Here is a 26,767-nt window from a genome sequence, read left to right as displayed (position 1 = left end):
CCCGCGTCAGATGGCCAGACCCTGCGCGGCGGACGACCGGCGCTCGAGGTACAGGGTGAACAGGGTGCGCGTCACGAAGATGGCCGTGAACATCGAGATGATGATGCCGATGCCCAGGGTGATCGCGAAGCCCTGGATGGGCCCGGTGCCCACGTAGTACAGGATGGCCGCTGTGAGCAGGGTGGTGATGTTGGAGTCGACGATGGCCGAAAGCGCCTGCTTGAACCCCTCGCTCACGGCCGGGCGCACGGCGCGGCCGGCGTCCAGCTCTTCGCGGATGCGCTCGAAGATCAGCACGTTGGCGTCTACCGACATGCCGATGGAAAGCACCAGGCCGGCGATGCCGGGGAAGGTGAGCACCGCGTCCACCGCCACCAGCGAGCCCAGCGTGTACAGCACGTACAGCGCAAGCCCGATGACGGCGAACAGCCCCGCCACGCGGTAGTAGCCGATCATGATCAGCACCACGCCGGCCAGCCCGATCAGGCCGGCGATGAAGCCCGCGCGCACCGAGTCGGCGCCCATGGTGGGGCCCACCGAGCGCTCCTCCACGATCTTCAGCGGCACCGGCAGGGCGCCCGCGCGCAGCACCAGGGCCAGCTCGCTGGCGTCTTCCAGCGTGGCGCTGCCCAGGGTGATCTGCCCGTTGCGCTCGATCTGCCCCTGGATGACCGGGGCCGTGAACACCTGGTTGTCGAGCACGATGGCCATCTGCCGCTGCAGGTTGCGGCCGGTCTCACGCCCGAACACGCGCCCGCCGCGGCGGTTCAGCTCGAAGTTCACCACCGGGCGGTTGAACTGCGGGTCCGTCGCCGCCACCGCCGACTGCAGGTACTCGCCGGTCATGATGGCGCGGTTCTGCACGAACCAGAGCGAGCGGAACTGCTTGTTCTCTTCGGCCTCGGGGACGCCCCACAGGATCTCCGTCCCGCGGGGCACCGCCGCCGCGACCGCCGGGTGGCGCAGCCAGGCACCGATGGACGCCGTGTCGGCCACGGCCACCAGCAGCTGCCCCTCGGGGCCCACGCTGGCGATCTTGCTCTCGAAGGGCTTGCCCGCCGTCGCGCTGTCGGCGGCGGCGCCCTTCTGCTTGAACACGCCGCCCACGGGCGACTCGGCCGCTGGGGCCGCGCGCGCCGCGTTGGGGAAGGCGCGGGCCACGGCCTGGTCAAGGCGGGCCATCGCGGGCTGCACCTCTTCGGGCCGGTTGACGATCTGGAACTCCAGGAACGCGGCCTTGGAGATCACGTCGCGGGCCTGGTTCATGTTCTGCAGCCCGGCCAGCTCCACCACGATGCGGTCGTTGCCGGCCTTCTGCACCACCGGCTCCGACACGCCGAGCGCGTTGACGCGAATGCGCACCACCTTCAGGGCGCGGTCGATGGCGTCGCTGCGCTGCTGGGCGGTGAGCGCCTTGCCGGTCTCGTCCACCTCGAGAGCCATGTGGATGCCGCCCTGCAGGTCCAGCCCCAGGGTGACCATCTGGCCCTTGCGGCCCTGGTTCCAGAAGAGGAGGCCGACGCAGATGGCCGCGAGCACGAGAATCAAGCCCAGACGGGCCCTGACGTTCTGAAACATCGGAGCTGTGAACTCCCGAGGGAGGATGTGCGAGGATGCTTTCCCGGAGCGGGAAAACGGGGAACGACGGCGCCGTTCGGGATAACTCGAAAAGTTAGCCGCCCTTACGTGCTCCTGTCAACCGCCGCCGCCCCGCCCGCCGGGGGTGCCGGGAGCGGGGCGGCGTACACCCAAGCCGTTGCCAGGCGGCGGTTTAGGCGCGCCGGCCGGTGTTGATGACGTTTACCTGGCGAAAGCGGGCCGGCGGGCATCCGTGCGAAACGGCGTTGCTTTGCGCCGGCTGCCCCTTCCCGTCGTTGAACGAGCCGTGGATCTCGTACGTGCTTCGCCCGCCGATCAGGTCCATGCCGTTCCAGAACTCGGGCGTGCGCATCTGGTACGCCACGTCCTTGAGCATGCCGCCCACCCGCCCGTTGCGGATCTCGTGGAACACCTGGCCGCCGAACTGGGCGTTGTACCGCTGCTGGTCGATGGAGTACGACCCGCGCCCCTCGATCAGGATACCGTTTTCGATCCCGCCCACCAGCTCGTCCAGCTTCACGTCGCGGGTGGCGTGCGGCATCAAATTGACGTTGGGCATGCGCTGGAACTGCACGTCGGCCCAGCTTTGCGCGTAGCTGTTGCCGTGGCTGCGCACGGGCTTGCCGCTCTGCCGGTACCAGTCGGCCAGCATGGGCGCCTGCTCGCGCGTGGTCTGCAGGTCGTTGAGAATGCCGTTCCTGACGATCAGGTACTCGTCGGGGCGCACGCCCTCGTCGTCCCAGCCCACGGTGGCCAGGGCGCCGGGGGTGCTGCGCTCGGCCTGGATGTTCATGATGTCCTGGCCGTAGCGGAACTTGCCCAGGAAGTCGCCGATGGGGTGGATGAACGACGTTCCCGCGTAGTTGGCCTCGAACCCCATGATGCGGTCGAGCTCGGTGGGGTGTGCGATGGACTCGTGGATGGTCAGGAACAGGTGCGAGGGCATCATCACCAGGTCGTAGCGCCCCGGCTCCACCGGCTTGGCGGAAAGCTTGGCCACCGCGTCCTCGGCCCACCTGCGGGCGTTGTTCACCAGGTCGGCGTTGCGGACGTGCTCGTACCCCAGCCCCATGGCGGCCACGGGGGTGCTCTGCCGCGCCTGGAAGTCGCCGCCGTCCGGGGCCACCGCCGTCACCGTCATCTGCGGCAGGGTGCGGTAGATGGTCTGGACGGTGTAGGTGCCCTCGGTGGAGGCGAAGGTCTTTTCCTCGCGCAGGAAGAAGAGCGACGAGGTGACGAACCGCGCCCCGGCCACGCCCAGGGCGGCGGCGTTGGCCTCGAAGAGCAGGTTCACCTTTTCCTCGATGGGCACGTCGAAGGGGTCCACCTGGATGGGCGACTGCCAGCGCCCGTCCGTCACCCGCTCCACCGGCGCCAGCTCCACCGGCCGCTGGCGCGCGGCGGCGTTGGCCCGCGCCTGCGCCACGGCCTGCCGGGCCACGCGCGTGACCTCCTCGGCGTTCACCTCGCGGCTGGCGGCGAAGCCCCACGCCCCGTTCGCCAGCACCCGCACGCCGAAGCCCGCGGTTTCCGAGTCCTGGAAGCCGGTGATCTGCCGCTCGCGCGTGCCGACGGACTGGTTGCGGTTGCGGTTGATGCGGACGTCCGCGTACTGCGCGCCGGCGCTCCGGGCGGCGTCCAGGGCGCGCATGGCCAGCTCGCGCTGGTCGGCGTCGCCGGGCGCGAGGATGCGGGCCGCGTGGGCGGCGCCGCCCGGGAGCACGGAAAGCCCGGCGGCTGCGGCTGCGCTGCGGGTGATGAATTCGCGGCGTTTCATACGGCTGCGCTCTGGGGGTGATGGTGTGAGCGGATTGTAACCTGGAACGCGCGTTCGAACAACCGGGCGGAGTCGGCCCGCGGAGGCCGTCGCGCGAGCCGGGGTCCGAAGGCCGGAGTCCCGCGGGCGAGGGCCCGGCGGCCGCGGGGGGGGAACCGCCGCGCCGCCGGAACGCCAGTGAAAAGCCCCGGCCCCGCGAGAGCGGGTGAACCCGCCGCTCGGGAAGCGGTAAGCCCCGGCCCGGGCCGCTGGCGCGTCCCGTCCGGGGCTTCACCTGCACGTACACGATACCTGCCGAAGCGGGATCGAATTCTCCCCTCTCCCGCTTGCGGGCGAGGGGCCGGGGGAGAGGGCAGCCGGGGACTGCGCCGGCCCCAGTCGAACCCCCACCCAGCCGTCCAGCATCGCCCGCCCTCGCACTTGGCCACCCTCACGCGCCGGACTGGCTCCCTTCCCCCGCGCAGTTTGCGGGGGAAGGGTTGGGGATGGGGGGCGCCCGTCGAATGCGCCGAACCGATCCGTGCCGAGCGAAGTCCATCCCGTCCGGCAGAACGCGCAGAGGCCGGGGTCCACGGGCTCCGTGCCGCTGTCGCGCCCGGTTTGAGAAGTGGTTCAGGCTGGATCCTTCGGCCCGCACAGGACGGTGTGCGGGCGAGTTCGGTGCGCTTGGGCCTCTGGATGTGACAGGCTGCGGCGCTCGCCCGACGTTCTCCCCTCTCCCGGCGCAGTTTGCCGGGGGAGAGGCCGGGGGAGGGGCGCCCTCAATCCAGCAGCACGCCCATGCCTCGCCCGCCCGCGTCCGCCGCCTGGGCTACGCGGTCGTTCACCGCGCGGCGCAGGGCCTGGATGCGGTTGGGGGCGTGCGGGTCGAAGGTGCGGTTGGCCAGCAGCACCGTCCACGTCGCCCGCTCCGGGTCTACCCACAGCGACGTTCCCGTGAACCCCGTGTGCCCGAACGCGCGCCGGCTCAGCTCGCGCCCGGCGGAGCCGCCGCGCTCGTGGGGCGTTTCCCAGCCCAGCGCGCGGTTCTGCGCGTTGGGCTGCCGGCGGGTGAAGCGGCGGATGGTTTCTTCCTCCAGCACGCGCACCCCCTCCAGCTCGCCCCCGCTCGCCAGCATGGCGGCGAAGCGCGCCAGGTCGCCGGCGGTGCTGAACAGCCCCGCGTTCCCGGCCACGCCCCCCAGCCTGCGGGCGATGGGGTCATGCACCTTGCCGCGGACCGGGGTGCCGTCCGCCCGCTTGAACGTGGGCACGCAGCGGGCGCAGCCCTCCCCGGGGTTGAAGCCGGTGGAGCGCATGCCTAGCGGCTCCCACATCTCACGGCGCAGCAGTTCGTCCAGCGGCTCTCCCGCGGCGCGTTCCGCGGCGGCCCACAGCACCACGAAGCCCACGTCGGAGTACTCCATCCGCTCGCCCGGCGCGGTCTTCAGCGGCGTGCGGATCAGCTGCTTCAGCGCCTGGTCCGGCGTGCCGCCCACCCCCGCGCCGGCGGGGAGGCCGGAGTTGTGGGCCAGCAGGTGGCGGATGCGCACCTTGTCCTTGGCCCCGCCCGAAAACGCGGGAAGGTAGCGCGACACAGGCGCGTCCACGTCCAGCTTGCCCTGCTCCACCAGCAGCATCACCGCCGTCGTCGTCGCCACCACCTTGGTCAGCGAGGCGATGTCGTACACGGTGCGCTCGGGGTCTACCGCGCCGTGCCCCCACTCCGCATTGCCCACGCCCGCCATCAGCCCCAGGTGCGCGCCGCGGCCCGCGGCCAGCGCTGCGCCGGGAAACGCGCCGCGCCTCACCTCGTCGCGCACCAGCCGCTCGGCCGCGGACAGCTGCTGCGACGACATGCGCGCATCCGCGCCCAGCCGGGGCTGGCGCGGCACCCGGGCCTCGCGCACCACGCGTACGGCGGCGAACGCCACCGGCTGCGGGATCACCGCCTCCACCCTCTCCAGCGCGCGCGGCTGTTCTCCGCGCTGCGCCAGGCCCATGCCGGTGCCCGCGGCTACCAGCGCGAACGCGGCGGCCAGGGTGCCGCGCACCTTGAACGGGGGTTCGTTCCTGTAGAGCATGGCGATCCACCTTCCTCTGCTCGGGCGGCGCGGACGGCCGCCGCCGTGATGTTCGGGCGCGGAGGTGCCCGCGCGGCCTCCGGATCCGAGGGGCGCAGGCGCGGGGTTGAAGGATCGATGTTGTCGGGGTCCCATGCTGTAACCCGGCGCGGAACAGGAGTTTCCCCGGCGGGGTTAGCGAATGATTAGTACGGGTGCCGGGGGCGAAACGGTTTCGCCCCCGCGTCCGTAGGCATTATCATCAGGAACTCACGCCCGCCCTCCGCCGACGCCCCGCATGGCCCTGCTGCAGACCCCGCGTTCCCGCGCCGCCGCCCTTGTGGCGGTGCTCGGTATCGCCATCGCCCTTGCGCTGACGCCGTTTGCGTCGGGGCTGCTGGGCGCCGCCGTGCTGTACGTGATCTGCGCCCCCGCGCACCGCCGGCTCTCGCGCGTGCTGCCGCCGCGCGTGGCGGCCGCTATCGTCCTCGTCGTGGCGCTGGTCCTGGTGCTGCTGCCGCTCGCGGTGGTGGTGGGGATCATGGTCAACGAGGCGCCCAACACGTTGCGGATGCTGCAGAACGGCGCCGTGCTCGACCGGCTGTCGAACATCCGCATCGGGTCGGTGGACCTGGGGACGCAGCTCGCGTCGGCGGGGGGCACGGCGGTGTCGTGGGTCACGCAGAACGCGCTGGCGTTCGCCGGCGGCGCCGCCCGGAGCCTGCTGAGCCTGGTGATCGCCTTCTTCGGGCTGTACTTCCTGCTGCTGCACCCGGAAAAGATCTGGCTGAGCGTCCGCGACTTCCTTCCCTTCTCCTACCAGGCCGCCGACACCCTGCGCGACCGCTTCCACAGCGTCACCGTGGCGTCGCTGGTGGGCATCGCGCTCACCTCGGCCATCCAGGGGACCATCGTGGGGGTGGGATTCATGCTGGTGGGGCTGCCCAGCGCGGCGTTCTGGGGGGTCATCACGGCCATCGTGGCCGTGCTGCCGATGTTCGGGAGCGCGCTGGTGTGGGTGCCGGGGGTGGCGGTGCTGATCGTCGGCGAGCAGTGGGGCGGCGCGGTGCTGCTGTCGACGCTGGGGCTGATCGGGGCGAACGCGGACAACGTCGTACGGCTGATCGTGTTCAAGCGCATCTCCGACATCCACCCGATGGCCACGCTGATCGGCGCCTTCGCCGGCCTCAAGTACGTCGGGCTGCTGGGGGTGCTGCTGGGCCCGCTGGCCATCGCCTACTTCTTCGAGCTGCTGAAGATCTACCGGCAGGAATACGTCACCGGCCCAGGATCGGCCGGCGTTCTGATGGATGGAAACGACACGATTCCAGCGCTGCCAAGTCCATCCATCGAAACGACCTAGACCCGATTACCTCATGTGGAATCGGCCGCCTCCGTTCCGGGAAGCGGCCGATTTCTTCGATTGGCGAAGCGGGTCACTCGTAGCCGCGCTCCCGCCGCAGGTAGCCGGCGATCAGGACGGTTGCCAGGGTTCCGGCCGCGGCGATCTTGGGGCCCGCGTCCACCAGCATGGGCCCGTTCACGGGGTCGAAGATGTGGAAGCCATAGACCGTCACCGCACCCCCGACGACGCACCACCCCCAGCAGACGAGCAGCGTCACGATCCAGTAGCGCCGCACGGCGCGGCGCGCGGCGAGCTCGGCTGCTTCGTTCTCGGCGCACAGCTTTTCGTACAGTTCGTCTCGGATGGACATCGGGCCGGCGGATGGGGGTGAACGCGCGGGGAATGAACCCCTCCGACGCGTCCGGGTTCCCCGGCTTGGCAAACGCGCGGCGATGAAACATCTTTGGCGTGCCGCTCGTTTTCACTCCGCTCGCGCCGCGCACCTCGCGGCACCCCTCCCCCGTTTGATCGATCCGAAGATGGCCATTCGCGAAGGCTGCTGGGACTGCCCCACCTGTGGCTCCGTCGCGCTTCCCGGGCGGCAGGTGAACTGCGCCGGGTGCGGCAATCCGCGTCCCCAGGGCACGCGCTTCTACCTGCCGGAAGACGCGCCCGAGGTGTCGGACGCGGCGCGCTTGGCCCAGGCCCGCGGCGGCGCGGACTGGGTGTGCGAGCACTGCGGCGCCAGCGCCCGCGCGGCCGACGCGCGCTGCCCCGGCTGCGGTGCCGAGCGCGGCAGCAGCCCGGTGCAGGCGACGCACGAGTACGGGATGGACGACGTCCCTCGCTCCGGGGAGCCTTCCCGTCCGCTGATGGCGGCCGCGTCCGCCGCCCCGCCGCGCCCGAAGCGGCGGTGGAAGGGGCCCGCCTTCGTGCTGGCGCTGGTGGGCGCGTTCGGATGGTGCAACAGCCCCAAGGAGGTCACGGCAACCGTGGCCGAGGCGGACTGGCAGCGCGCCATCGAGGTGCAGGAGTACCGCACCGTGCGGGAGGAGGACTGGTCGCTCCCCTCCGGCGCGCGGCAGCTGAGCAGCGAGCGCGCCATCCGCGACTACCGCCAGGTGCTGGACCACTACGAGACGCGCACCCGGCAGGTATCGGAAAAGGTGCAGGTAGGCACGCGCAGCTTCACCTGCGGGCAGCGCGACATGGGGAACGGCTACTTCGAGGACATCACCTGCACGGAGCCGGAGTACGAAACGCGCAGCCACACCGAGGAATACCAGGAGCCCATCTACCGTCGCGAGCCGGTGTACGGCACGAAGTACTCGTACGAGCTGGAGCGGTGGCTGCCCGACGACACGGCGTGGGCGCGCGGCGGGGCCGAAAAGGAACCCGCGTGGCCCGCGGTACGCATCGGCAAGAACGAGCGGGAGGGCGCGCGCGTGGAAAAGTACGTGCTGCGCTTCAGGGACGAGGACGGCAAGACCTACGAGCGCGAGGTGCCGATGAGCCAGTTCTCGCGCTACCGCCCCGGCCAGCAGGTGCGCCTGAAGATGCGCCGCGGCGGCGGAGGCGAAGTGGAGATCGTGGAGCCTGAGAGTTGAACAGCAGTTTCACGCAGAGGGCGCAGAGGAAAAAGAGAGGACGCAGAGGAGGCTCACCATTCCCTCTGCGTCCTCTCTGTTCTCCCTGCGTCCTCTGCGTGAAACTGCTGTTCAGATAGCTGGTTACCGCACGGCTTCAAGCGCGGCGGGGAGGGCCAGGCGCGCCCACTCGGCGTAGGTGAGGCCGGAGTAGTGGAGGCCATCCGCGGCCAGGAAGGCGGAATTGGAGCCCACCGTGCGGCTCTGCGGGGTGATGTCGACGTAGCGCGCGCCCAGCCGCTCCGTTTCCTGGCGATTGATCGCGTTGAACACGTCGATCTCCGCGGCGACGCCGGCGCGGGAGCGGCCCTCCGCGAAGGGCGTGACGCCCCAGTCGGGGATGGAGAGCACGATCACCCGGCCCGCATCCTCGCCCGCAAAGCCGATGGCGCGCTGCAGCAGGCCGGCGAACTCGGCTCGGTATTCCTCCGTGCCACGGCCGCGGTACTGGTTGTTGACGCCGATCAGCAGCGACACCAGGTCGTACGGCCCCCGCGGATCGGCGGCGTCGATGGCGGCGGAGAGCTCGTCCGTCGTCCAGCCGGTGCGCGCGACGATCCGCGGCTCGGCGAAGTCCTGCCCCTGCTCGCGCAGCAGCGCCACCAGCTGCACCGGCCAGCGGTCGCTCGCCGCCACCCCCTCGCCGATGGTGTACGAATCCCCCAGCGCCAGAAACTTCATCTTCCCCGCCCCCGTGTCCGTCCCCTGCCGCGCGCACCCCGCCAGCCCCAGCGCGAGCACCAGCATCCTTCCGATCGCCCTTCGCCTGTCCATCCCGCCTCCCGCCCCGCAAGGTCCCGCTCAGTCCGGCATCGTCACGTAGATGCGGCCTTCGCCATCCACCCGCGCCTCGAAGGTCTGAAGCGGCTCGGTGGCGGGAAGGCCGATCGGGCGGCCGGTGCACACGTCGAAGCTGGCCCCATGCCAGTTGCACACCAGCTCGGTTCCGTCCACCTCGCCGCCGTCCAGCGGAAGGTCTTCGTGCGTGCACATCCCCTGCAGCGCGTAGATCTCGCCCTCCACGTTGCACAGCACGATCTCGCGCCCGCCCACGGTGAACTCGCGCGCCTCGCCTTCGGGAACGTCGCCGAGCGTCGCGGCCTGGTGTTCCGCCATCGGTTCTCCTGCTCCGGTTCTGGTCTGGCGCCGCTATTCCACGGCGGGGAGGGACGGCGTGTCGGGGTCGTCGGGAAAGTTCTTCTTCTCGGCCCGGAAGAAGGCCTCCACCACCGTGGGATCGAACTGCGTCCCCGCGTTGCGGCGGATCTCCTCCATGGCGAACTCGCAGCTGCTGGCGTCGCGGTACGGGCGCGAGCTGATGATGGCGTCGAAGGTGTCGACCACCGCCACGATGCGCCCCTGCAGCGAGATCTCCTCCCCGCGCAGCCCACGCGGATAGCCGGAGCCGTCCCACCGCTCCTGGTGATGGAGCACGGCGGGAAGGCCCGGGCGCAGGAACGAGCTGCGCTCCATGATCACCCCGCCGATCTCCGGGTGCCGCTTCATCTCCTCGTACTCGTCCGCCGTCAGCCGGCCCGGCTTCTTCAGCACGTGGTCGGATACGCCGATCTTGCCCACGTCGTGAAGCAGCGCGCCCACCCACAGCGAGCGCAGCTCGTCGCGGCGCAACCCCATCTCGCGGCCCGTGGCGGCCGCGTAGCGGGCCACGCGCTCCACGTGGCCGCCCGTGTAGTCGTCGCGCGTTTCGATGGCGCTGGCCAGGGAGCGCAGCGCGTCCATCAGCAGCGCCTCCAGCTGTCGGGCCTGCTCGGCCACTCGGTCTTCCAGGTGCTGCTGGTACGACCGGTTTTCGCGCAGCAGGCGGCGGTAGCTGAGCGCCCGCTCCACCGCCAGCAGCACCTCGTCCAGGTTGAAGGGCTTCACCAGGTAGTCGTCGGCCTGCACGCGCAGCGCCTCGACCGCGTTCTCGACGGTGGAGGCGCCGGTGAGGATGATGAAGCCCGCCGTGTCGTCCAGCGCGCGGACGCGGCGAAGCAGCTCCAGCCCGCTCATCCCCGGCATCTGCAGGTCCGACAGGATCAGGTCGGCCCCGCGCGACTGGAAGGCCTGCAGCGCCTCCGATCCATCCACCGCCTCCTCGACGTGGTACCCGCCCTGGGCCAGGATCACGTGGAGAACGCCGCGGATGGCCGGATCGTCGTCGGCGACCAGCACCCGGACGGGACGGTTCACGGGGCCCCCGCGCGGAAGCCGGCCACGCGCAGCACCAGGTCGTGGGCGATGCGGATGCCCGGGCGGCCGTTCACCGCCAGCTCCGCCGCGGGCACCCGCGCCACCTCGGCGCCGTTGGCCACGAAGACGACGGTGTCGGCGCCCACGCGCACCTCCAGCCGGTTGGCGCGGCCGGCGCCGGCGGCGTCGCGGTTGATGGAGGGGTGGCGCGTCCAGTCGCGGATCACCGGCGTCTGCGCGGCGTCGCGGCGCTTGATGAGAAAGCTGCCGTCGCCGCGCACCAGGAAGTAGCTGTACGCCTGCCCCGCCTCGCCGCCCTCCAGCCCCGTGCCGCCGAACACCAGGCCGTATCCCTCGTGCAGACGGCCGGAGTCCTTGGTCAGCGTGGCGCGCACGGTGTACGGGGGCGCCAGGTCTGCCGCGCCCCGGGGCCACAGCACCGCGTGCGGGCCGGTCTGCACCGTGGCGCTCCCGCCCTGGACGGTGACGCTGACGTCCTCGGCGGGGTTGGACGTCCACGCCGCCACGCCGGAGTCTGCCGCGGGCGGCGGCGCCTGCACGGCGGACGGCGTGCTGTCGGCCGGGGTGCCGGCACGGGGCGCGGAGTCGCCACAGGCAGCCAGGGCGGCGAGGGCGGCGCAGGCCAGGAGTCGGTGCATGGTCAGGGATCCAGGGATTTCCGGAGCTCGTCCAGCGGCAGGTCGCGGATGGGGACTTCCAGCGGAACCACCAGCTCGGCCTGCGTTTGCGTGCGCAGGCGGAAGGTGTCGCGCAGGTGCACGGGGATGGTCTGCCGGATGGGGATGGTGGTCCTCACCGGCACGCGTACCGTGCGGTTTCCGAACGGCGTCTGGATGGGCAGGTTGATCGTGGTGTTGATGGGCAGCGTGGTGTTCAGCTGCACCCGGTACTGCTCGTCGATGGGCACGTCGAAGTGCAGCGGCGTTCCCGAGGGGATGCGCACCGTGTACTTGAGGGTGGCGTCCGACGCCTGCAGCCGCGTGATCGTGCGGCCGAGCATGGGCCCGACCACCGCTTCCGGGCGCCGCACCGCGTACAGCAGCACGACGTTGAGCGCCAGCGAGAGCAACGCCACGCCGAGCGCGGCGGGGGCCAGCCAGCGCGCGTTCAGAAGGGACACGGGTTCGGTCACGAAGGGCGCTCGGGACGGGGTACCGGCAAGCGGCGGAAGATAACGGGCGGCGCGCGGGGAGGAAAGTTTTTCGGGGCGCCCCTCCCCCGGCCCCTCTCCGCACAAACTACATGCGGAGAGGGGGGAAACTTCGATCGGCGTCATAGGTGCGTGCGCGACCCGGAATCGCGCCGGATGTCATCCCGATGGAGCGGCCACACCCAACTTGCATCCGCACCGTCGACGGCAGCGACTGAGGGATCCGCCACATAGTCCTCCAAACGCTTCCGAGACGGCTTACACCAGGCTCTCAGGCCCTGTTTGGGAGGGAACCGCAGAAGGCCACGGTGTTCCCGCGTCGGCGCATCATCACGCCCGGTGTGTGGCGGATCCCTCAGTCGCTGCGGTGTTTGGCTCACCCGGCAGGTCCGAATTGGCCGCTCCATCGGGATGACATCCGCGTGGATGGCTGGCTGCCGGCGCATGCCTTGGGAGCCCCCTCCCCCCGTCCCCCGCTTCGCAGGGGAGGGGGAGACCTGAATCGCGTTGCCGCCGGCCCGGCGCACTCCACCACGCGTGCAGTCCGCGAAGGCGGACCTTCGGGCCGTCGTTGCCGCGACTTCAGTCGCCCCAGCAGGGCCGGGCGAATGAAGCCGAGGCCTCGGGATGTACCTGCCCCGCTACGGCACCCCGGGATCCATCTGCCGGTCCAGCTCGGCCTGGATCGCTCCCAGGCCGGGGCCGTACACGTACCACGGGCCGCCCTGCGCGGTCGCCGCGCGCACCTCCGCCGCCGTCGCGCCCCCCGCCTTCCACGTGAGCCCGATGGACTCCGCGATCGCCCGGTCCGCGCGGGACGCCGCGTCCGCCGTGCCCGCGTGCACGATCCCGCGGACGCCCCGCTGCTGGAGGTACGCACCGAACTCGCGCCCCGTCGGACGGGGGCCCACGGCGACGTTGGGGGCCAGCACGCGCACCGGCCCGCCCTCCATCGGCTCGGCGAAGAGCGAGGGCGGCAGTGGCGGCAGCCCCGTGCGGTACGCCTGGACGAAGGCCTCCACCGCGGGCGACACCGTGCGGAAGCCGTGCACCATCAGCGGCCGGGGAAGCGCCTTGGCCCGGCGGGCGGCGGCGAGCGCCTGCTGGGGATCGTACGGAAACGAGCGGATGGTCGCGAACTCCACGGGCATCCGGTACTGCCGCCCCAGCCCGCGCTCCTTGGCGACCCACGTGGCGTCCTCCGCGTTCGCCGTGTCCAGCAGCGACAGCACCTGCTTCACCGAGCCGGAAAGCACGTAGCCCAGCCACTCCTCGTCCGTGGGAAACGGGGCCACGTGGACGCCGTCGGGAAAGTGGTAGATGCCGCCGCGCTCGAACGCCGGCATGTCGCCCAGGCGGCGCGCGCCGCTTTCCTTCTCGGCCTCGGCGACGGAGGCGTCACCGTCCATCAGCAGGCGCCGGACGACGTTCACCCGGTCCCTGCCCAGGTAGCAGTGCACGTAGTAGCGGCCCTGGCCGGACCGGGCGAGCGTGCGGATGCGCTCGACGGATTCCTCGTTTTCGCTGATCCACGGGAGCATGGGGGTGTGGATCAACTCGATTCCCACCTCCCGCGCGGCCTCCCGCTCCTGGGCGAGGAGGCGGGGCTCGAAAGGGGCGACCGCGGGATGGAGGAGCGTGATGACGCCCGTGAAGCCCTGTCGCTTGAGCCGGGCCAGCGCCGCGCGGTCGGGATACGGACCGAAGACGAAGCGCTCGCCGGAGTCCGTCATCTGCTCGCCGCGGTTCACCAGGCGCGGGTTCATCCACATCAGGAGGGCGCCGCATGCGAGGGCCGTGGTCACCGCGGGCGTGGCCCAGCGCCCCCTCCCCGCGATGGCCATGAACCTGCCGGTGAGCTTCCACGCCACGAACGCGGCGCCGGCGACCAGCAGCAGGATCATCCCGCGGACCACCAGGTCCTCCACGCCCTGCCCCGCCCCGCGCGCCCGCAGCGCCGACGTGGCCCAGCGCACCGGGCCCAGCAGCGTGAGCGTCCCCGCGAAGAAGCCGATCGTCCCCATCAGGTAGAAGAAGACCACCAGCCGCATCACGGGCGACGGCGCCGGCGCGCTCACGCCGGCCCCGTGGACGAATGCCGCCCCGAACTCATCCGCATGACCGGCCCCTCCCCGTCAGCGAAGCGCATGATCGATCCACGATGACCACTTTGGCTACTTCTTCACGGCCGCCGCGAAACCCTTCCGCTCCATCGCCCCCCAGCTTTTGCTGCCGCGCAGGTACTTCCAGATCCCCTGCAGACGCCAGAACACCGTCAGCTGGCGGTAGCCCACGTTCTCCAGCAGCGCCCACAGCACCAGCAGCGCGCGGTCGGTGAAGGTGTCGTAGCGCTGGAACGACATCTCCTCCATCACCAGCGTCATCAGCGTCATCACGGCGCCCAGGCCGTAGGCCACCAGGAAGAAGAGGATGGCGAACGGCAGGTTGATGGCGCCCATCGCCAGCCCCAGCACCAGCCCCAGCAGGCCGATGAACTCCACGATGGGCGCCATCAGCTCCACGATGACGAAGTAGGGATACACCACCATCCCCATCGTCCCGTACCTGGGGTTGAACATCACGCCCCGGTGCCGCCACAGCACGTCGGCCAGGCCGCGGTGCCAGCGGTCGCGCTGCCGGCCCAGCACGCGGCGCGACTCGGGCGCCTCCGTCCACGCCACGGGATCGGGAACGAAGGCGATCTGGTGCGGGCCCTTCGTCTCGTAGCCCGCGCGCCGCAGCCGCAGGGCGATCTCCATGTCCTCGCCCACCGTGTCGTGCTCGTACCCGCCCGCGGTCATCATCGCCTGCCGGTCGAACAGGCCGAAGGCGCCGGAGATGATCAGGTTTCCGCCCAGCCGGTTCCACCCCAGCCGCCCGAAGAGGAATGCGCGAAGGTACTCCACCACCTGGCAGCCGGGGATCAGCGCACGGGGGGCCCGGGCCTGCGTCACGCGCCCGTTCTCGACGATGGAGCCGTTGGCGATGCGGATGGTGCCCCCGGCGGCCACGACGTCGTTGCGGTGCAGGAAGGGCCCCACCATGCGTTGCAGCGAATCGGCCTCGATCAGCGTGTCGGCGTCGATGGCGCACACCAGGTCGCCCGTGGCCAGGTTCAAGCCGGCGTTCAGCGCGTCGGCCTTGCCCCCGTTCACCTTGTCGACCACCACCAGGTTGGGGTGCAGGCGCGAGCGGTACAGGCCCACGATGTCCTTGGAGCGGATGCGCTTCTGGTAGATGGGATGGATGGGCGCCAGGTCGAAGGTGTCCATGAGCACCTGCACCGTTTCGTCCCTGGACCCGTCGTTGACGACCACCACCTCGAGGTTGGGATAGTACAGCGCCAGCAGCCCCCGCACGCTCTCGGAGATGGTGGCGGCCTCGTTGTAGGCGGGGGCAAGCATGGAGATGCTGGGGGCGGCGCGTGAGCCCATCAGCCGCCAGCGGGCGCGGCCGCGCGCCAGCAGCACGTACTCGCGCATCTCGTACCCCGCGCTGACCAGCAGCAGCAGGTACCAGCCGTTCACCAGCAGGAAGTAGACGAGGATCGCCGTTTCCAGCCGCACCAGCACCAGCTCCACGAACTGTCCCACGTCCATTACCAGCGCTCCCGCTCGGCCGACGACTCGGGAAGGTCCAGCACCTGGCGGGAGATGTCGGCCGCGAAGGGGTCTTCGTCCGTCAGCCCGCGGCGCAGGTACAGGTGCCCCGGGCTTCCCAGGCCGCGGAGCGCCAGCGCGCCCTGGCTGCGGACGATCCAGGCGCGGTCGCGCAGCAGCGGGGCGATCACCGCGGCGCTGGGCCAGTGGCCCAGCCGGCCGAGGGCGGCGGCGGCGGCGGCGCGCACCCCCGCGTCGTCGTCGTGCACCATGCGCTGCAGCACGCCCATGGCTTCCTCGCTGCCGATGGCGCCGGCCAGCGCGGCGGCGCGGGCGCGCACGGGCGCGTCGGGGTCGTGGCACAGCCGCAGCGCCACCGCGCTGAAGGCGGGGTGCGCAATGCCGGCGGCCACGTCCAGCGCCGGCTCGGCCGCCGCGCCGTCGTGCGTTTCCAGGTAGCGCACCAGCGGCCCGATGGTGGCGGCGCGCAGCCGCAGCAGGGTGTCGCGCACCACGAAGCGGCCGTAGCAGTCGGTGGCGGGAAGCAGCCCCACCAGCCGCTCGACGATCTCGGGGGTGGGATGCTCGCCCGCCCACTCCACCGCCTCGGCGCGAACGCCGGAGTGGCCATCGTCCAGCAGGGCGGGAACGATGTCCAGCCCGCCGCCGATGGTGGCCAGCAGGCGCACCCCCAGCAGGCGGTCGCGCCACGAGCGGGAGCGCGCCAGCCGCTCCGCCACGGGCACCAGCCCGATCTCGCGCGCCAGGGCCCCCAGCTGCGCGCGCCCCTGGCCCGAGATGCTGGGAATCAGCTCCGTGAACAGGCGCACCTTCAGCCGGGTGGGAAGCCCGCGCAGCAGCGCCTCGTCGGCCTTCGTCGGCCGCCCGGTCCTCACCACCTCCATCAGCGCGCGCCGGCCCCGCGCGGTGGCCACGGCCCAGCGCCGCTCGCGCGCGTTCGACACCACCGCGTGGCCGAAGAAGACGGCGAGGGCGCCGGCGAAGGCGATGATCTCGATGAGGAGAACGGATCGGACCAGCTGGACGGGATCCACCGCGGTCAGCCCCGCAGCGCCCGGCGGATGCGCTGCAGCAGCACGGGAATGCTGAACGGCTTGGGGACGTGGTCGTAGGCGCCCATCTCCAGCGCCCTCACCACCTCGGCCTCGTGGGTGCGCACGGTGAGCATGATCACGCGGGTGCGGCCCAGCAGCTTTTCCTGCGCCAGCCGGCGGAGCACGCCCAGGCCGTCCATTCCGGGAAGGTCCACGTCCAGCAGCACCACGCGGGCGCGAAGCTCGGGGGTGGGGCCGGTGAGGAGCTCCACGGCGCCGCTGCCGCTGTTCACCCACTCGTGGCGGTAGCCGCGCGTCTCCAGCGCGTGCTGAAGGAGCCGGGCGATGGCGTCGTCGTCTTCCACCACCAGCACGTCCACCGAGCGCGGCCCCTCCCCCCGCTCGGGGGTCCAGCCGGAGGGCACCACCCGGTCGCGCCCCGCCGCCTTGGCCTGGTACATGGCCGCGTCGGCGGCGCGGTACAGGGTGTGGAGCTCGCGCCCGTCGGCCGGATAGTCGGCGACGCCCGCGCTGAAGGAGATGGAGAAGGGCTTCCCCTCGGGGTCGGTGAACACCTCCTCGCGCACCACCTCCAGCGCCTCGGCGATGCGCTGCACCCCGTCGGCGCGGTCCATCCCGTACATGCCCACCACGAACTCCTCGCCCCCCCAGCGCGCTACGACGTCCTCGGAGCGGAAGCGCTTCTGGAGCACGCGCGCCACCCGGGCCAGCACCTCGTCGCCCACGGCGTGGCCGCAGCGGTCGTTGATCCCCTTGAAGCAGTCCAGGTCGATCAGCGCCAGCGCGAACGGCTCGTTCTGCGCCGACGCCAGGCGAAGGAAGCGCTCCAGCACGTCTTCGGAGCCGCGGCGGTTGGCCACGCCGGTCAGCGCATCCGTCTCGGCGATGGCGCGCTGAAGCCGCACCCGCTCCAGCCGGTTGCGGATGCGCGCCGTCAGCTCCGGCCCCACGAAGGGCTTGCCCACGAAGTCGTCGGCCCCGGCGGCGAACACGCGGCGCACGGTGTCGGGGTCGGTCTGCGCGGTGAGGAAGACCACGGGGACGGACTGCCAGCGGGGATCGTTCCGCAGCACCCGGCACAGCTCCAGCCCGGTGACCCCCGGCATCTGGAAGTCCAGCAGCACCACGTCGGGGGCGGCCGACTCCAGCGCGTCCCAGAAGCGCAGGGGATCGGAAAGCGTTTCCACCCGCACCCCGCCCACGCCCACGATGGTGCGGATGGCCTCGAGCACGGCGGGCTCGTCGTCCACCGCCAGCACCACGGCCTCGCGCTCGCCGCCGCCGCGCAGCAGCGGCTCCAGCGCGTCGATGGCGCGCGGGGGCGAGATGGGCTTGCGCAGGAAGCCGCGCCCGCCGTGGCGCGCCACCTCTACCCGGTCGGCGAAGTCGTCGCTGCGGGTGAGGACGACCACCGGCACGGGGCGCTCGCCGTCGGCCAGCTCGCGCAGCAGCTCCAGCGTGCGCCCCTCGCCGTCCAGCTCCAGCAGCGCGGCGTCGGGGCGCCGCCGCGCCAGGCTTCCCCGCGCCGCGTCGGCCCCGTGCGCGACGACGGTCCGCATCCCCCGCCCCGACGCCTCCATGGCCAGCCGCTCGGCCATCTCGCGGTCGGAGTCCACGATCAGCAGCAGCGGCCCGTCCCCCGCCTGCCCCTCGGGCACGGCGCCCGGCACCGCCGCGGCCGGCACCGCCGCGCCGATGGGCGCCTGCAGCTCGCGGCGGATGGCCACCGCCAGGTCCGCCAGGCGCAGCGCGTCGGCCTGGCCCAGCTCGCCGGGGCCCGTCAGCAGCTGCTCGGCCTCGCGCGACAGGCGCGACGCCTCGCCGTAGCCGAAGGTGCCCACGGAGCCGGCCAGCTTGTGCGCCTCGCGCTCGGCGTTGCGGCGCGCCTCGGCATCCAGCCCGCCCTCCAGCAGCGAGAGCGCGGCCTGCTCCACCACGTCCACCCGCTTGAGCACCGGCTCGCGAAAGCGCTCCCACACCTGGGCGACGGCCGCGCTCAAGCCCCCGGCGGCGGGCGCCGCGGGCGACGCCGCGGCCTCCGCGGCGCCGAGGGCGGCGGCCGCCTCGCGGGCCAGCCCCTCGCGGTCCAGCGGGTGATGGAAGACGCGGGTGGGCTTGAGCGTGGCCAGCAGGGCCGCCAGCCCGGGGCCGGGGGTGCCGGCGGGGGCCGTGACGAAGAGCGCCGGACCGTCCGTCCCGCGGCCCGCCAGCGCCTGGACCACCGAGGGCTCCAGCAGCGCCGCGTCCACCACGGCCAGCTGAAAGCGCGACGCGCGCAGCGCCTCGGCCGCCTCGGGGGCGGCCGGAAGGAAGTGCACGCTGGCGCCGCCCAGCCGGCGGGACAGCCACCCGGGAACGTCGGGGGGCAGCCCGGCCACCAGCACGGCCGCGGGAGAGGCGCTCACCTCGCGGTCACCACCCCAGCACGGCCGCCACCTCGTCGGCCAGCGCCATGGGGTCGAAGGGCTTGGCCAGCACGCCCGCCACGCCGAGGCCCTCGAAGGCGGCGCGGTCGGAGGCCTGCACCTTGGCGGTCAGCAGGATCACGGGAATGCCGGCCGTCTCGGGATCGGCCTTCAGGTGGCGGACCGTGGTGGGGCCGTCCATCTCGGGCATCATCACGTCCATCAGGATGGCCTCGGGCTTCAGCGCGCGCGCGGCGGCCAGCGCCTGGGCCCCGGAGGACGCCGTGTGCACTTCCCATCCGGCGGTCATCTCCAGCGAAAGCTGGGCGACCTCGCGGATGTCATCTTCGTCGTCAACCAGCAGCAGCGTGTGGCTCATCGGGTTCGGCACGTCGCGCGGGCGCGATCCTGTTCAGCAGGGTGACCACCCGCCGCTCGAAGTCTTCCGGCGGCAGGCGGCCCTTGGTGAGGAACTCGGTGTGGCCCAGGCGCAGGCGCTCGCGGTCGCCCTCGTCCAGGTCGCGGGCGGAGTACACGACGAGCGGCACCCCGCGCAGCCCATTGCCGCGCAGCCGCTCCACCACCCAGAAGCCGTCGCCGTGCGGAAGGGCCAGGTCCAGCACGATCATGTCGGGCGGGCTGCTGCGGCTGATCTCCACCGCCTCGACGCCGGTGGCGGCGTGCATGGCCTCGATTCCGTGCCGCCCGAACATGTCGGTGAGCAGGCGCGCCAGGTCGGGGTCGTCTTCCACCACCAGCACGCGGCGGGGGCGGGCGCGGCGGGCCACGGCCTCTTCCAGCGCGTGGAGCAGCCCCTGCTCGGCGAAGGGCTTTTCCACCCACTCCACCACGTCGCGCTGCTCCTGCACGCGGGGCATGGGCTTCACGGCGCTCAGGATGACCACCGGGATGTCGGCGGTCTCGGGGCCGCGGCGCAGCGCGCGCAGCGTTTCGGAGCCGTTCATCCCCGGCATCATCATGTCCAGCAGGATGGCGCGGGGGCGGATGCGCGCCGCCTCGCGCAGCGCCGTCTCGCCGTCGGTGACCCCCACGGTGCGGTATCCCCATCCCTGGAGGATCTCCTCGACCGTGGCCAGCATCACCGGGTCGTCGTCGCACACCAGCACCAGCGGGCCCTCGGGGTCGCGGGCCGGCTCCGGCGGCGCCGGCGCCGCACCGGCCTGTCCCGGCGCGGCGGCGGGGTCGCGCGTCACGTCGTCGCCCGCCTCGGGCGCCGGAAGGGTGAAGAAGAAGGTGCTTCCCTCCCCGGGACGGCTTTCCACCCAGATGCGCCCGCCGTGCTGGCTGACGATGCTGCGGCAGATGGCCAGGCCCAGGCCGGTGCCGCCCTTGTCGCGCGCGTCGGACGAATCCACCTGCTGAAAGCGCTCGAAGATGCTTTCCAGCCGGTCCTCGGGGATGCCGCGCCCCTGGTCCTGCACGCGAAAGAGCACGTCGCCGGCCACGGGCTCGGCCGTCACCGTCACCTCGCCGCCGGGGGGCGAGAACTTGACGGCGTTGCTCAGCAGGTTGGTGAGCACCTGCAGGATGCGGTCGGGGTCGGCGGTCAGCGGCAGGTCGTCGGCCCAGGCGTACAGCTGCACCCCCGCCTTTTCGGCCATGGACGACATCACCTCCACCGCTTGGTGCGCCAGCTCGGCCGCCCGCACCCGCCGCACCTCCATGGTCACGCGGCCGGACTCGATGCGCTCGATGTCGAGGATGTCGTTGATCAGCCGCACCAGCCGGTCGGTGTTCTGAACGGCGATCTCCAGCATCCGGCGGCCCTTCACCGGCATCTCGCCCAGCTTGCCGGCGGCCAGCAGCCCCAGCGAGCCCCGGATGGAGGTGAGCGGCGTCCGCAGCTCGTGGCTGACCACGGACACGAACTCGTCCTTCATCCGCTCCACCTCGCGCCGTTCGGTGACGTCGCGGAAGGTGATCACCGCGCCCGTCACCCGCCCGCCCTCCAGCATGGGCGTGGAGGCGTACTCCACGGGAAACGACGAGCCGTCGGCGCGGCGGAACAGGGCGTCGGGCACCGCGCGGGGGGCGGCGGTGGAAAGGGTGGCGCGGATGGCGTTGACGCCCAGGTCCACCCGGGCGCCGCCGCCCAGCCCCAGCACCGCCTCGAACGGGCGGCCGATGACGTCGTCGGGCTGAACGCCCAGCATCTCGCTGGCCGCGGGGTTGATGAAGAGGGTGTAGCCGTGCGGGTCGATGCCGTAGATGCCCTCGGCGGCGGCGTCCAGGATCAGCTCGTTCTGGCGGCTGATGCGCAGCAGGGCGCCGCGGGCCAGCTCCTTCTCGGCGATCTCGGCCTGCATGGCCCGGTTCACCTCGTGCACGCGGCGGGTGCGGCGCTGCACCATGGCGGCCGTGGCCAGCGCCAGCGCGATGGCCAGGAAGAAGCCCGCCGGCACCAGCACCGCCGTCCGCCGCTCCAGCGCGATCGCCCTCGCGCTGCGCTCGCGCAGCAGCGCCGACTCGGCCGTTTCTACCGCGCCCAGCTCGCGGCGCACCACCGCGACGCGCTCGCTGCGGCGCTCGGCGCCGGCCAGGTCGCTCGCGGCGCGGATGGCGTCGTCGCGCGAGGTGGCCGGGTCCAGCACCCCCGACTCGCGCTGCATGCGGATGAAGTCGGCGAAGGCGCGCTCGATGACGCCCGTGCGCAGCCGCTGCCCGCCCTCGGGCTCGCCGGCGACCAGGGAGCGCAGGCGCGCCGCTTCGAGGGTGAACAGGGTCTGGCCGGCCCTCCACTGCTCCAGGTACCGCGGGGCGCGGGTCAGCGCGTATCCGCGGTACCCGGCCTCCACCTCGGCCAGCCCCTCCTGCATCTGCACCGTGGCCGACAGCACGCGGTACGTCTGCATGCTGCCGCGGTTGGCCACGCCCAGCTCGCGGATGGTGAAGTACGCCTGCACCACCAGCACCACCACCACCGCCAGGAACAGGGCGAAGGTGATCAGGAAGCGGCGCGAGGCGGTGCTGGCGGCGTCGGTCAACGGACTGGGCTGCGGGTGGCGCGATGGCCCCGTGGCGGGGGCGTACGCCCGCGGGCATGCGGAAAACATGCCCATGCGGGCACGTGGTGTCAAACGCGGGCCCGGGGCAGGACCCGGCCCGAAACGGACCGTCCCCAAACAGCGGCGCCGCCCCGGCCGGGGCGGCGCGCGAACGACGCCGGAAACGCTCCGGGGCTACTCCTCGCCCGTGTCGCCGGCGTCGCCCCCGCCGCCCTGCAGGCGGCTTTCCACGAACTCCACGCCCTCGGGGGCGATGGCGTACTGCTTCCGGGCCTGGCGGGTGGTGCCCATCTTCTTCTTTTGCACCATCAGCGGCGGCTTGGCCCGCAGGTTGGACTCGATGGCGCGGGTGATGTTGGGCACGGGAATGCCGGCGCGCTTGAGCTCGGCGTTGATGGCCTGGCTGGTGACCGTCTTGTCGGCCTTGCCGCGCGACAGGGTGTAGGCGCCCAGCAGCGCGCGCTCAGCCATGGTCTCGGGGTGCCACTGCTCCAGCAGCGACCCCATGCTCATGCCGGCGCGGGGCCCGCGGCGCACGCCCAGCCCGCTTCCCTTGGGACGGCCGGGGCGGCGGCGCGGCGCTTCTTCGCCCTCGCCGCCTTCATCGGCCGACGCGGCGGCGGCGCGGGGGCGGGCGGGCGCGGCGGCGCGTCCGAAGGCGTGCTCCAGCAGGATGTCGCGCGCGCGCTCCTTGAGCACGGGGTCGTAGCTGGATATTGCGGTGTTGATCTCGTCGAGCAGCTCTTTGATCGGCCGGAGGTCTTCCATGGGGACCTTGTCTCCTGGGGCAAGCGGCCGGTGCGGTGGGGCTCAGGGGCGCGCCGGCACGGCGGGTGTCCTTGCGGTGGTGCCGCAATGTTGCTGTGTGGGCATATTTAAACGCCCCCTTGCACCGCCGTCAAGTATTCTCTGTGCGCCTCTTCGCCGAAGCATACGAGGATCACCCGCCGGGGATGCGGGTTCCGGGACAGGAACAGGGCCACCTCGCCCGCCGCAATGCGCGCCGCCCGATGCACCGGAAAGCGGTATACCCCGGTGCTGATGGCGGGGAATGCCACCGTATGCAACTGCTTGCCGGAGGCGAGTTTGAGCGATTCGCGATAGCAGCTTGCCAGCAGTTCGTCCTCGCCATGCCCGCCGCCCTGCCATACCGGTCCCACGGTATGGATCACCCACTTGGCGGGGAGCTTGTGACCCCCGGTGATTTTCGCCTGCCCGGTCCTGCACCCGTTCAGCATGCGACATTCCGCGACGAGACCGGGGCCGGCGGCGCGGTGGATGGCGCCGTCCACGCCGCCCCCGCCCAGCAGCGAGGTGTTGGCGGCGTTGACGATGGCGTCCACCTCCAGCCGGGTGATGTCGCCGTGCACCACCTCGATCCGCCCATCGAGGGGAAGCTCGCCATCCGTCATGTCACTCCCTCGCTGCCGCGGCCGGCGCACGAAGCGCCAGCCCGCGGGTGGTGACCAGCGCGGCGCCCTCGCGCATCCACCGGGCCAGGCTTTCCGCCTCGCTCTCCAGCCCCAGCCCCCAGGTGGCATCGGTAATCACGGTGACGGGCTGGCGCCGCGCCGGGTCCAGGAACCCCTCCACCGCGCCCTTCACGCACACGTCGCGGGCGACACCCGCGACGACGAACTCCAGCGCGCCCAGCTGCCCGCGCAGGGCGTCCACGAGGGCATCCGTCGCGGGGTTGCCCTCGAATACGCTGAAGCGGCTCTTGTGGATGAAGATGGGCCGGCGCTCCCGCAGGGCCGTGCGCGCCACCTCGCGCGCGTCGTCCGCGCTCGCGTCGCGGGCCAGGACGACGGGATTCGCGGGGCGGATCTCGTCGATCACCTCGGCCCCGCGTCGCTCCGCTTCGTCCTCCGACAGGCCCATGCAGTGGGGCGGATAGGTGCCCCTGGTCGCATCGGGCGCCACGGGATCGATCTCCTCGTCCCCGTACGCGTGCCAGTCGCCGGTGAAGACGACCACGGCGCAGTGCGCGTGCATCCACTCCACCGCGCGGACGAGGACAGGAAGGATCTGCATAGCCCCAGGATCCTTGCCGCCGTCGAACAGGTCGTGCACGTACAGCCGGCCGCCCCGCTCGGGGGGCAGCATGAAATCGTTCTGCGCATCCACCACCCATCCCACCAGGGCGGGACCGCTCGGATTGCCGTTCATCAGGCCAACCCTCCCCATGAGGGATTCATTTCCAACCAGGAACGAACACCACCGCGCTTCACACGCGATCCCAATCCACCCGCACCAGCCGGGGATTTTCCCGGAAGCTGCGCCCCACCTTGCCCTCGTCGCCGCCGTCGACGCGCACGAGGTCCGCCGTGAAATCGAAGTCCGTCAGCAGCCCGCTGTCGCCCTTGCTGTGGCCCAGCAGGCTGCTGCCCACGCCGTACGCCATCACGGGAATCCCTTCCTTCTCGAAGCGGCGGATCTTGTCCGGCGTAAACCCGCCGCTGACGACGATCCCCACGTAGCCGAATCCCTCCGCGTCCAGTGCCGCGCGGATCTTCCGGACGAGATAGGGATTGACGCCGGTGAGCTTGGCGCGCCCCCACGCCTCGGGATCGCCGATCATGGAATCGTCGATCAGCCGCTCGCTCGTATCCGCCCGCACGCCCTTGAGCACGTCGTCGCCGAACTCCGCGCGCACCGCCCGGGCGACGGCCAGCGAGGTTTCGACCGCGTTGTTGTCGTAGTCCACGAGGGACAGGAGCTGCACGCCGGGCTCCTGGTCGCGCAGGTAGCGGCCGAACGCCAGCGTGGCTTCTACCGTGTCGCCTCCGAACGCGGCGATCATGGCGTGCGGCATGGTCCCCACCCCGCGCACGCCCCACCACGCGCCGGCCGCGTCGCTGGAGACGCTTTCGGCACCGCCCACCTGGGCCGCGTAGCCGTCGGGCGTCTGCACCCGCCAGTCGTCATGCCGGGGCGCCATGAAGATGATGGGCTTGCCGCCCGCCGCGGTGACCACCATCCGCGTGTTGGAGGCGACGAGCGACCGGCGGGCCAGGATGCCCAGCAGCGGCGTTTCCAGGTGCCCGAAGCCGCCGTACCGCCCGGTGACGTGCATTACCGGCTCCCAATCGTCCTCCCCGCCCTGGTTGATGGGGTCGCCCTCCAGCAGCGTGTGCACCTTCAGCTCGCGATGGTCGTAGCCGGGCGCCAGCTGCGTCTGCAGCAGCCGCAGCGCCTCGTGCACGCCGGCCAGCACGCCCTTGCGCTTGGCGAACACCTGCACGGTCACCACGGGGTCGCGCCCGGCGTGGAGCAGCGTGTTGACCGTGCGGACGAAGTAGCGGTCCGAGAGCCACCCGCCGCACATCCGGGGATCGAACTGGAAGAGCTCGGCCGGATACTGCGCGAGTCCATCGTGCAGCGTATCGGCGCGGCTTGTATCAGTCGGTTGCATGGGAATCCGTCATCAGGAGTTCACGTCCATCGTTTGTTCTCGACACGAGAATAATCGTCGCGGCGGTCGCCGTCAAGAAAAAAGTTCGATCCGGCCCCGGAGCTACCGGGCGTCGGCCAGCGGGAGCCACGGGAAGCGGATGGAGGTTTCCAGGCGTGCGTGCGTGGCTTCGGGGAGAAAGCGGTAGATTTCGGGCGCCACGCCGGGGCCGCGGGCCTCGCGGGGGCGCGTCTGCCCCGTGCGTTCCACCAGCCGGGGCGCGCGCGGGGCGCCGGCGCCGGTGTGGGCGACGGCGCGGCGGAAGTTGGCCCGATGGAGCGGACGGCCCGCGATCGCCTCGCAGGCGGCCTGCAGCTCGTCGAGCGTCACGTCCGGCCCGGTGAGCGCCATCAGGGTAGACGGCATGTACTTGATCTTTCCGCGCAGCCGGCCCAGCGCGTCGGCCAGGATGCGGCGGTGGTCGAAGGCCATCGGCCGGCCGAACCGCTCGTCGCCCTCGCGCTCCTCCGCCCTGCCCCACAGGTCGCGGCGGGCCTCGGGAACCAAGCCGGCCTCCATCAGCAGCCCGTAGCGGTCCGACGCGCGCTCCTCGTTCCATTCGTCGCGCCCGAACACGTCCTGCACGCGGCGCACGCGCTCCTGTCCGCCTTCCGCGCCCCACACGTGGAGCACCTCCCCGGCGGCGTTGGCGGAGGGCGCGCGGCTGGCTTCGCGCAGGTCTTCCCAGGGCAGGTGCGAGTACACGTCCACCCAGCGCGCCTCGGACGCATCGTCCGCGGCCGTGGGCCCCGAGCCGTCGGACGGCTTGCGGACGAGCATCAGGTAGGCGTTGGTCGTCACCCGCGCGCCGCGTGCGATCCACTCCCCGCTCTGTCCGTCGCGGTAGCCGGCGAACTGGCGCGGGTCGCGGCCGTTGCGGCTGTAGCTGGCCAGCGCCTCCACGAACTCGGGCGCGTCCAGCCCCGTCTCTTCGCGCATCTCGCGGATGGCGGTCTGCACCGAATCGGCGTCTTCCATCCAGTCCATGAAGCCGCCGGGCCAGGCATCGAGCCCGGCAAAGGGCTCCTTGGCGCGCACCACGAGCAACGCATGGAGGGCGCAGTGCCCGCCGCTCCACTCCAGCGCCAGGGCCACCGCGTCGCCGGTGACGGCATGGGGCGGATAGTCGCCCGCGTTGTAGCGGACGGCCCAGTCAGGAACGGGCTCGGGAATGTCGACGGGAACGCTTTCGCTCACGGCTCTTCTGCGCGGTCGGGTGGGCGTGCTGACGTTCTCATTGCGAGAACTACGCCGGAGCGGGCGCGGGGCGCAAGGTGCCTCCCTCCCCCGGCCCCTCCCCTGCAAACGGCGCGGGAGAGGGGAGGACGCGGAGCACCCTTCCGCGAACCAAGAGCGCACGCACGCGGCACCCGCTCGCAAAACCGGCCCCCTCCACGTCCGTGAAGGGGGCCGGAATCTTGATCGTGCCGCCGC

22 protein-coding genes are annotated in these 26,767 nt (G+C 71.9%); 2 read left to right on the top strand and 20 right to left on the bottom strand.

From position 1 onward, the window contains the following. Window positions 1-6: 6 nt before the first annotated feature. The 3 genes from secD to VGB24_RS02985 all read right to left on the bottom strand — a co-directional run bounded on the left by secD (window position 7) and on the right by VGB24_RS02985 (window position 5,439). On the bottom strand, window positions 7-1,578 hold the full coding sequence (secD, locus tag VGB24_RS02995; RefSeq protein ID WP_331071471.1) for a protein translocase subunit SecD: 1,572 nt from the start codon (window positions 1,576-1,578) through the stop codon (window positions 7-9). A gap of 193 nt (window positions 1,579-1,771) precedes the next feature. Continuing rightward, on the bottom strand, window positions 1,772-3,376 hold the full coding sequence (locus VGB24_RS02990; protein WP_331071470.1) for a TldD/PmbA family protein: 1,605 nt from the start codon (window positions 3,374-3,376) through the stop codon (window positions 1,772-1,774). Window positions 3,377-4,137: 761 nt separating this feature from the next. Continuing rightward, window positions 4,138-5,439, bottom strand: a complete 1,302-nt coding sequence (locus tag VGB24_RS02985) for a serine hydrolase domain-containing protein (protein WP_331071469.1) — start codon at window positions 5,437-5,439, stop codon at window positions 4,138-4,140. Between the two features lie 277 nt (window positions 5,440-5,716). Here VGB24_RS02985 and VGB24_RS02980 point away from each other — a divergent pair, with 277 nt between their 5' ends. Then, window positions 5,717-6,781, top strand: a complete 1,065-nt coding sequence (locus tag VGB24_RS02980) for an AI-2E family transporter (RefSeq protein ID WP_331071468.1) — start codon at window positions 5,717-5,719, stop codon at window positions 6,779-6,781. Window positions 6,782-6,854: 73 nt separating this feature from the next. Here the strand turns inward: VGB24_RS02980 and VGB24_RS02975 are convergent, their stop codons facing one another. Then, the gene (locus tag VGB24_RS02975; protein WP_331071467.1) at window positions 6,855-7,133 is read right to left on the bottom strand and encodes a hypothetical protein; all 279 of its coding nucleotides are present in this window, start codon (window positions 7,131-7,133) and stop codon (window positions 6,855-6,857) included. A gap of 169 nt (window positions 7,134-7,302) precedes the next feature. Here VGB24_RS02975 and VGB24_RS02970 point away from each other — a divergent pair, with 169 nt between their 5' ends. After that, window positions 7,303-8,370, top strand: coding sequence for a hypothetical protein (locus VGB24_RS02970; protein ID WP_331071466.1), 1,068 nt, complete (start codon window positions 7,303-7,305; stop codon window positions 8,368-8,370). A 123-nt stretch (window positions 8,371-8,493) separates the two neighbouring features. On the opposite strand, the gene VGB24_RS02965 is transcribed toward VGB24_RS02970, so the two are convergent. From VGB24_RS02965 to VGB24_RS02890, 16 genes are all read right to left on the bottom strand, one after another. Next, window positions 8,494-9,090 (bottom strand): SGNH/GDSL hydrolase family protein, encoded by a 597-nt coding sequence (locus VGB24_RS02965; RefSeq protein ID WP_349263886.1) that lies wholly within the window; start codon window positions 9,088-9,090, stop codon window positions 8,494-8,496. Window positions 9,091-9,210: 120 nt separating this feature from the next. After that, window positions 9,211-9,525, bottom strand: coding sequence for a non-heme iron oxygenase ferredoxin subunit (locus VGB24_RS02960; RefSeq protein WP_331071464.1), 315 nt, complete (start codon window positions 9,523-9,525; stop codon window positions 9,211-9,213). 33 nt (window positions 9,526-9,558) lie between these two features. Continuing rightward, window positions 9,559-10,602 carry an HD-GYP domain-containing protein gene (locus tag VGB24_RS02955; protein ID WP_331071463.1) on the bottom strand — a complete coding sequence of 348 codons (1,044 nt, stop codon included), beginning with the start codon at window positions 10,600-10,602 and terminating at the stop codon, window positions 9,559-9,561. Then, on the bottom strand, window positions 10,599-11,261 hold the full coding sequence (locus VGB24_RS02950) for a hypothetical protein (protein WP_331071462.1): 663 nt from the start codon (window positions 11,259-11,261) through the stop codon (window positions 10,599-10,601). The genes VGB24_RS02955 and VGB24_RS02950 overlap by 4 nt, the downstream gene beginning before the upstream one ends. A gap of 2 nt (window positions 11,262-11,263) precedes the next feature. Beyond that, window positions 11,264-11,743: a hypothetical protein gene (locus VGB24_RS02945; RefSeq protein WP_331071461.1), complete on the bottom strand. Its 480-nt coding sequence runs from the start codon at window positions 11,741-11,743 to the stop codon at window positions 11,264-11,266. Between the two features lie 671 nt (window positions 11,744-12,414). After that, window positions 12,415-13,851 carry a hypothetical protein gene (locus tag VGB24_RS02940; protein WP_331071460.1) on the bottom strand — a complete coding sequence of 479 codons (1,437 nt, stop codon included), beginning with the start codon at window positions 13,849-13,851 and terminating at the stop codon, window positions 12,415-12,417. Window positions 13,852-13,947: 96 nt separating this feature from the next. Beyond that, a complete protein-coding gene (locus VGB24_RS02935; RefSeq protein ID WP_331071459.1) occupies window positions 13,948-15,372 on the bottom strand; it encodes a glycosyltransferase in 1,425 nt (474 codons plus the stop codon). Further along, window positions 15,372-16,427, bottom strand: coding sequence for a HEAT repeat domain-containing protein (locus VGB24_RS02930; RefSeq protein WP_331071458.1), 1,056 nt, complete (start codon window positions 16,425-16,427; stop codon window positions 15,372-15,374). Before VGB24_RS02930 ends, VGB24_RS02935 begins: the two co-directional genes overlap by 1 nt. A 5-nt stretch (window positions 16,428-16,432) precedes the next feature. Beyond that, entirely contained in the window at window positions 16,433-18,853 is a 2,421-nt protein-coding gene (locus VGB24_RS02925) for a response regulator (RefSeq protein ID WP_331071457.1), read from the bottom strand. Between the two features lie 7 nt (window positions 18,854-18,860). Further along, a complete protein-coding gene (locus tag VGB24_RS02920) occupies window positions 18,861-19,232 on the bottom strand; it encodes a response regulator (RefSeq protein ID WP_331071456.1) in 372 nt (123 codons plus the stop codon). After that, entirely contained in the window at window positions 19,207-21,858 is a 2,652-nt protein-coding gene (locus VGB24_RS02915; RefSeq protein WP_331071455.1) for a response regulator, read from the bottom strand. Before VGB24_RS02915 ends, VGB24_RS02920 begins: the two co-directional genes overlap by 26 nt. A 195-nt stretch (window positions 21,859-22,053) precedes the next feature. Then, window positions 22,054-22,647 carry a hypothetical protein gene (locus VGB24_RS02910; RefSeq protein WP_331071454.1) on the bottom strand — a complete coding sequence of 198 codons (594 nt, stop codon included), beginning with the start codon at window positions 22,645-22,647 and terminating at the stop codon, window positions 22,054-22,056. Between the two features lie 107 nt (window positions 22,648-22,754). Next, window positions 22,755-23,291: an O-acetyl-ADP-ribose deacetylase gene (locus VGB24_RS02905; RefSeq protein ID WP_331071453.1), complete on the bottom strand. Its 537-nt coding sequence runs from the start codon at window positions 23,289-23,291 to the stop codon at window positions 22,755-22,757. A gap of 1 nt (window position 23,292) precedes the next feature. After that, on the bottom strand, window positions 23,293-24,048 hold the full coding sequence (locus tag VGB24_RS02900; RefSeq protein WP_331071452.1) for a cysteine hydrolase family protein: 756 nt from the start codon (window positions 24,046-24,048) through the stop codon (window positions 23,293-23,295). A gap of 58 nt (window positions 24,049-24,106) precedes the next feature. After that, entirely contained in the window at window positions 24,107-25,294 is a 1,188-nt protein-coding gene (locus tag VGB24_RS02895) for a hypothetical protein (RefSeq protein ID WP_331071451.1), read from the bottom strand. Between the two features lie 102 nt (window positions 25,295-25,396). After that, window positions 25,397-26,530 (bottom strand): NUDIX domain-containing protein, encoded by a 1,134-nt coding sequence (locus VGB24_RS02890; RefSeq protein ID WP_331071450.1) that lies wholly within the window; start codon window positions 26,528-26,530, stop codon window positions 25,397-25,399. Window positions 26,531-26,767: the final 237 nt, after the last annotated feature.

This window comes from Longimicrobium sp. (genome assembly GCF_036399935.1).
Classification (GTDB): Bacteria; Gemmatimonadota; Gemmatimonadetes; order Longimicrobiales; family Longimicrobiaceae; genus Longimicrobium.
The sequence above is the reverse complement of the archived record's forward strand: the minus strand, read 5'-3'. Positions and strand labels throughout refer to the sequence as shown.

Excerpts from the sequence above, each read along its gene's own strand:
- secD (WP_331071471.1), bottom strand. The coding sequence starts at position 1,578 with ATGTTTCAGAACGTCAGGGCCCGTCTGGGCTTGATTCTCGTGCTCGCG.
- VGB24_RS02990 (WP_331071470.1), bottom strand. The coding sequence starts at position 3,376 with ATGAAACGCCGCGAATTCATCACCCGCAGCGCAGCCGCAGCCGCCGGG.
- VGB24_RS02985 (WP_331071469.1), bottom strand. The coding sequence starts at position 5,439 with ATGCTCTACAGGAACGAACCCCCGTTCAAGGTGCGCGGCACCCTGGCC.
- VGB24_RS02980 (WP_331071468.1), top strand. The coding sequence starts at position 5,717 with ATGGCCCTGCTGCAGACCCCGCGTTCCCGCGCCGCCGCCCTTGTGGCG.
- VGB24_RS02975 (WP_331071467.1), bottom strand. The coding sequence starts at position 7,133 with ATGTCCATCCGAGACGAACTGTACGAAAAGCTGTGCGCCGAGAACGAA.
- VGB24_RS02970 (WP_331071466.1), top strand. The coding sequence starts at position 7,303 with ATGGCCATTCGCGAAGGCTGCTGGGACTGCCCCACCTGTGGCTCCGTC.
- VGB24_RS02965 (WP_349263886.1), bottom strand. The coding sequence starts at position 9,090 with ATGAAGTTTCTGGCGCTGGGGGATTCGTACACCATCGGCGAGGGGGTG.
- VGB24_RS02960 (WP_331071464.1), bottom strand. The coding sequence starts at position 9,525 with ATGGCGGAACACCAGGCCGCGACGCTCGGCGACGTTCCCGAAGGCGAG.
- VGB24_RS02950 (WP_331071462.1), bottom strand. The coding sequence starts at position 11,261 with ATGCACCGACTCCTGGCCTGCGCCGCCCTCGCCGCCCTGGCTGCCTGT.
- VGB24_RS02935 (WP_331071459.1), bottom strand. The coding sequence starts at position 15,372 with ATGGACGTGGGACAGTTCGTGGAGCTGGTGCTGGTGCGGCTGGAAACG.
- VGB24_RS02920 (WP_331071456.1), bottom strand. The coding sequence starts at position 19,232 with ATGAGCCACACGCTGCTGCTGGTTGACGACGAAGATGACATCCGCGAG.
- VGB24_RS02910 (WP_331071454.1), bottom strand. The coding sequence starts at position 22,647 with ATGGAAGACCTCCGGCCGATCAAAGAGCTGCTCGACGAGATCAACACC.
- VGB24_RS02905 (WP_331071453.1), bottom strand. The coding sequence starts at position 23,291 with ATGACGGATGGCGAGCTTCCCCTCGATGGGCGGATCGAGGTGGTGCAC.
- VGB24_RS02900 (WP_331071452.1), bottom strand. The coding sequence starts at position 24,048 with ATGAACGGCAATCCGAGCGGTCCCGCCCTGGTGGGATGGGTGGTGGAT.
- VGB24_RS02895 (WP_331071451.1), bottom strand. The coding sequence starts at position 25,294 with ATGCAACCGACTGATACAAGCCGCGCCGATACGCTGCACGATGGACTC.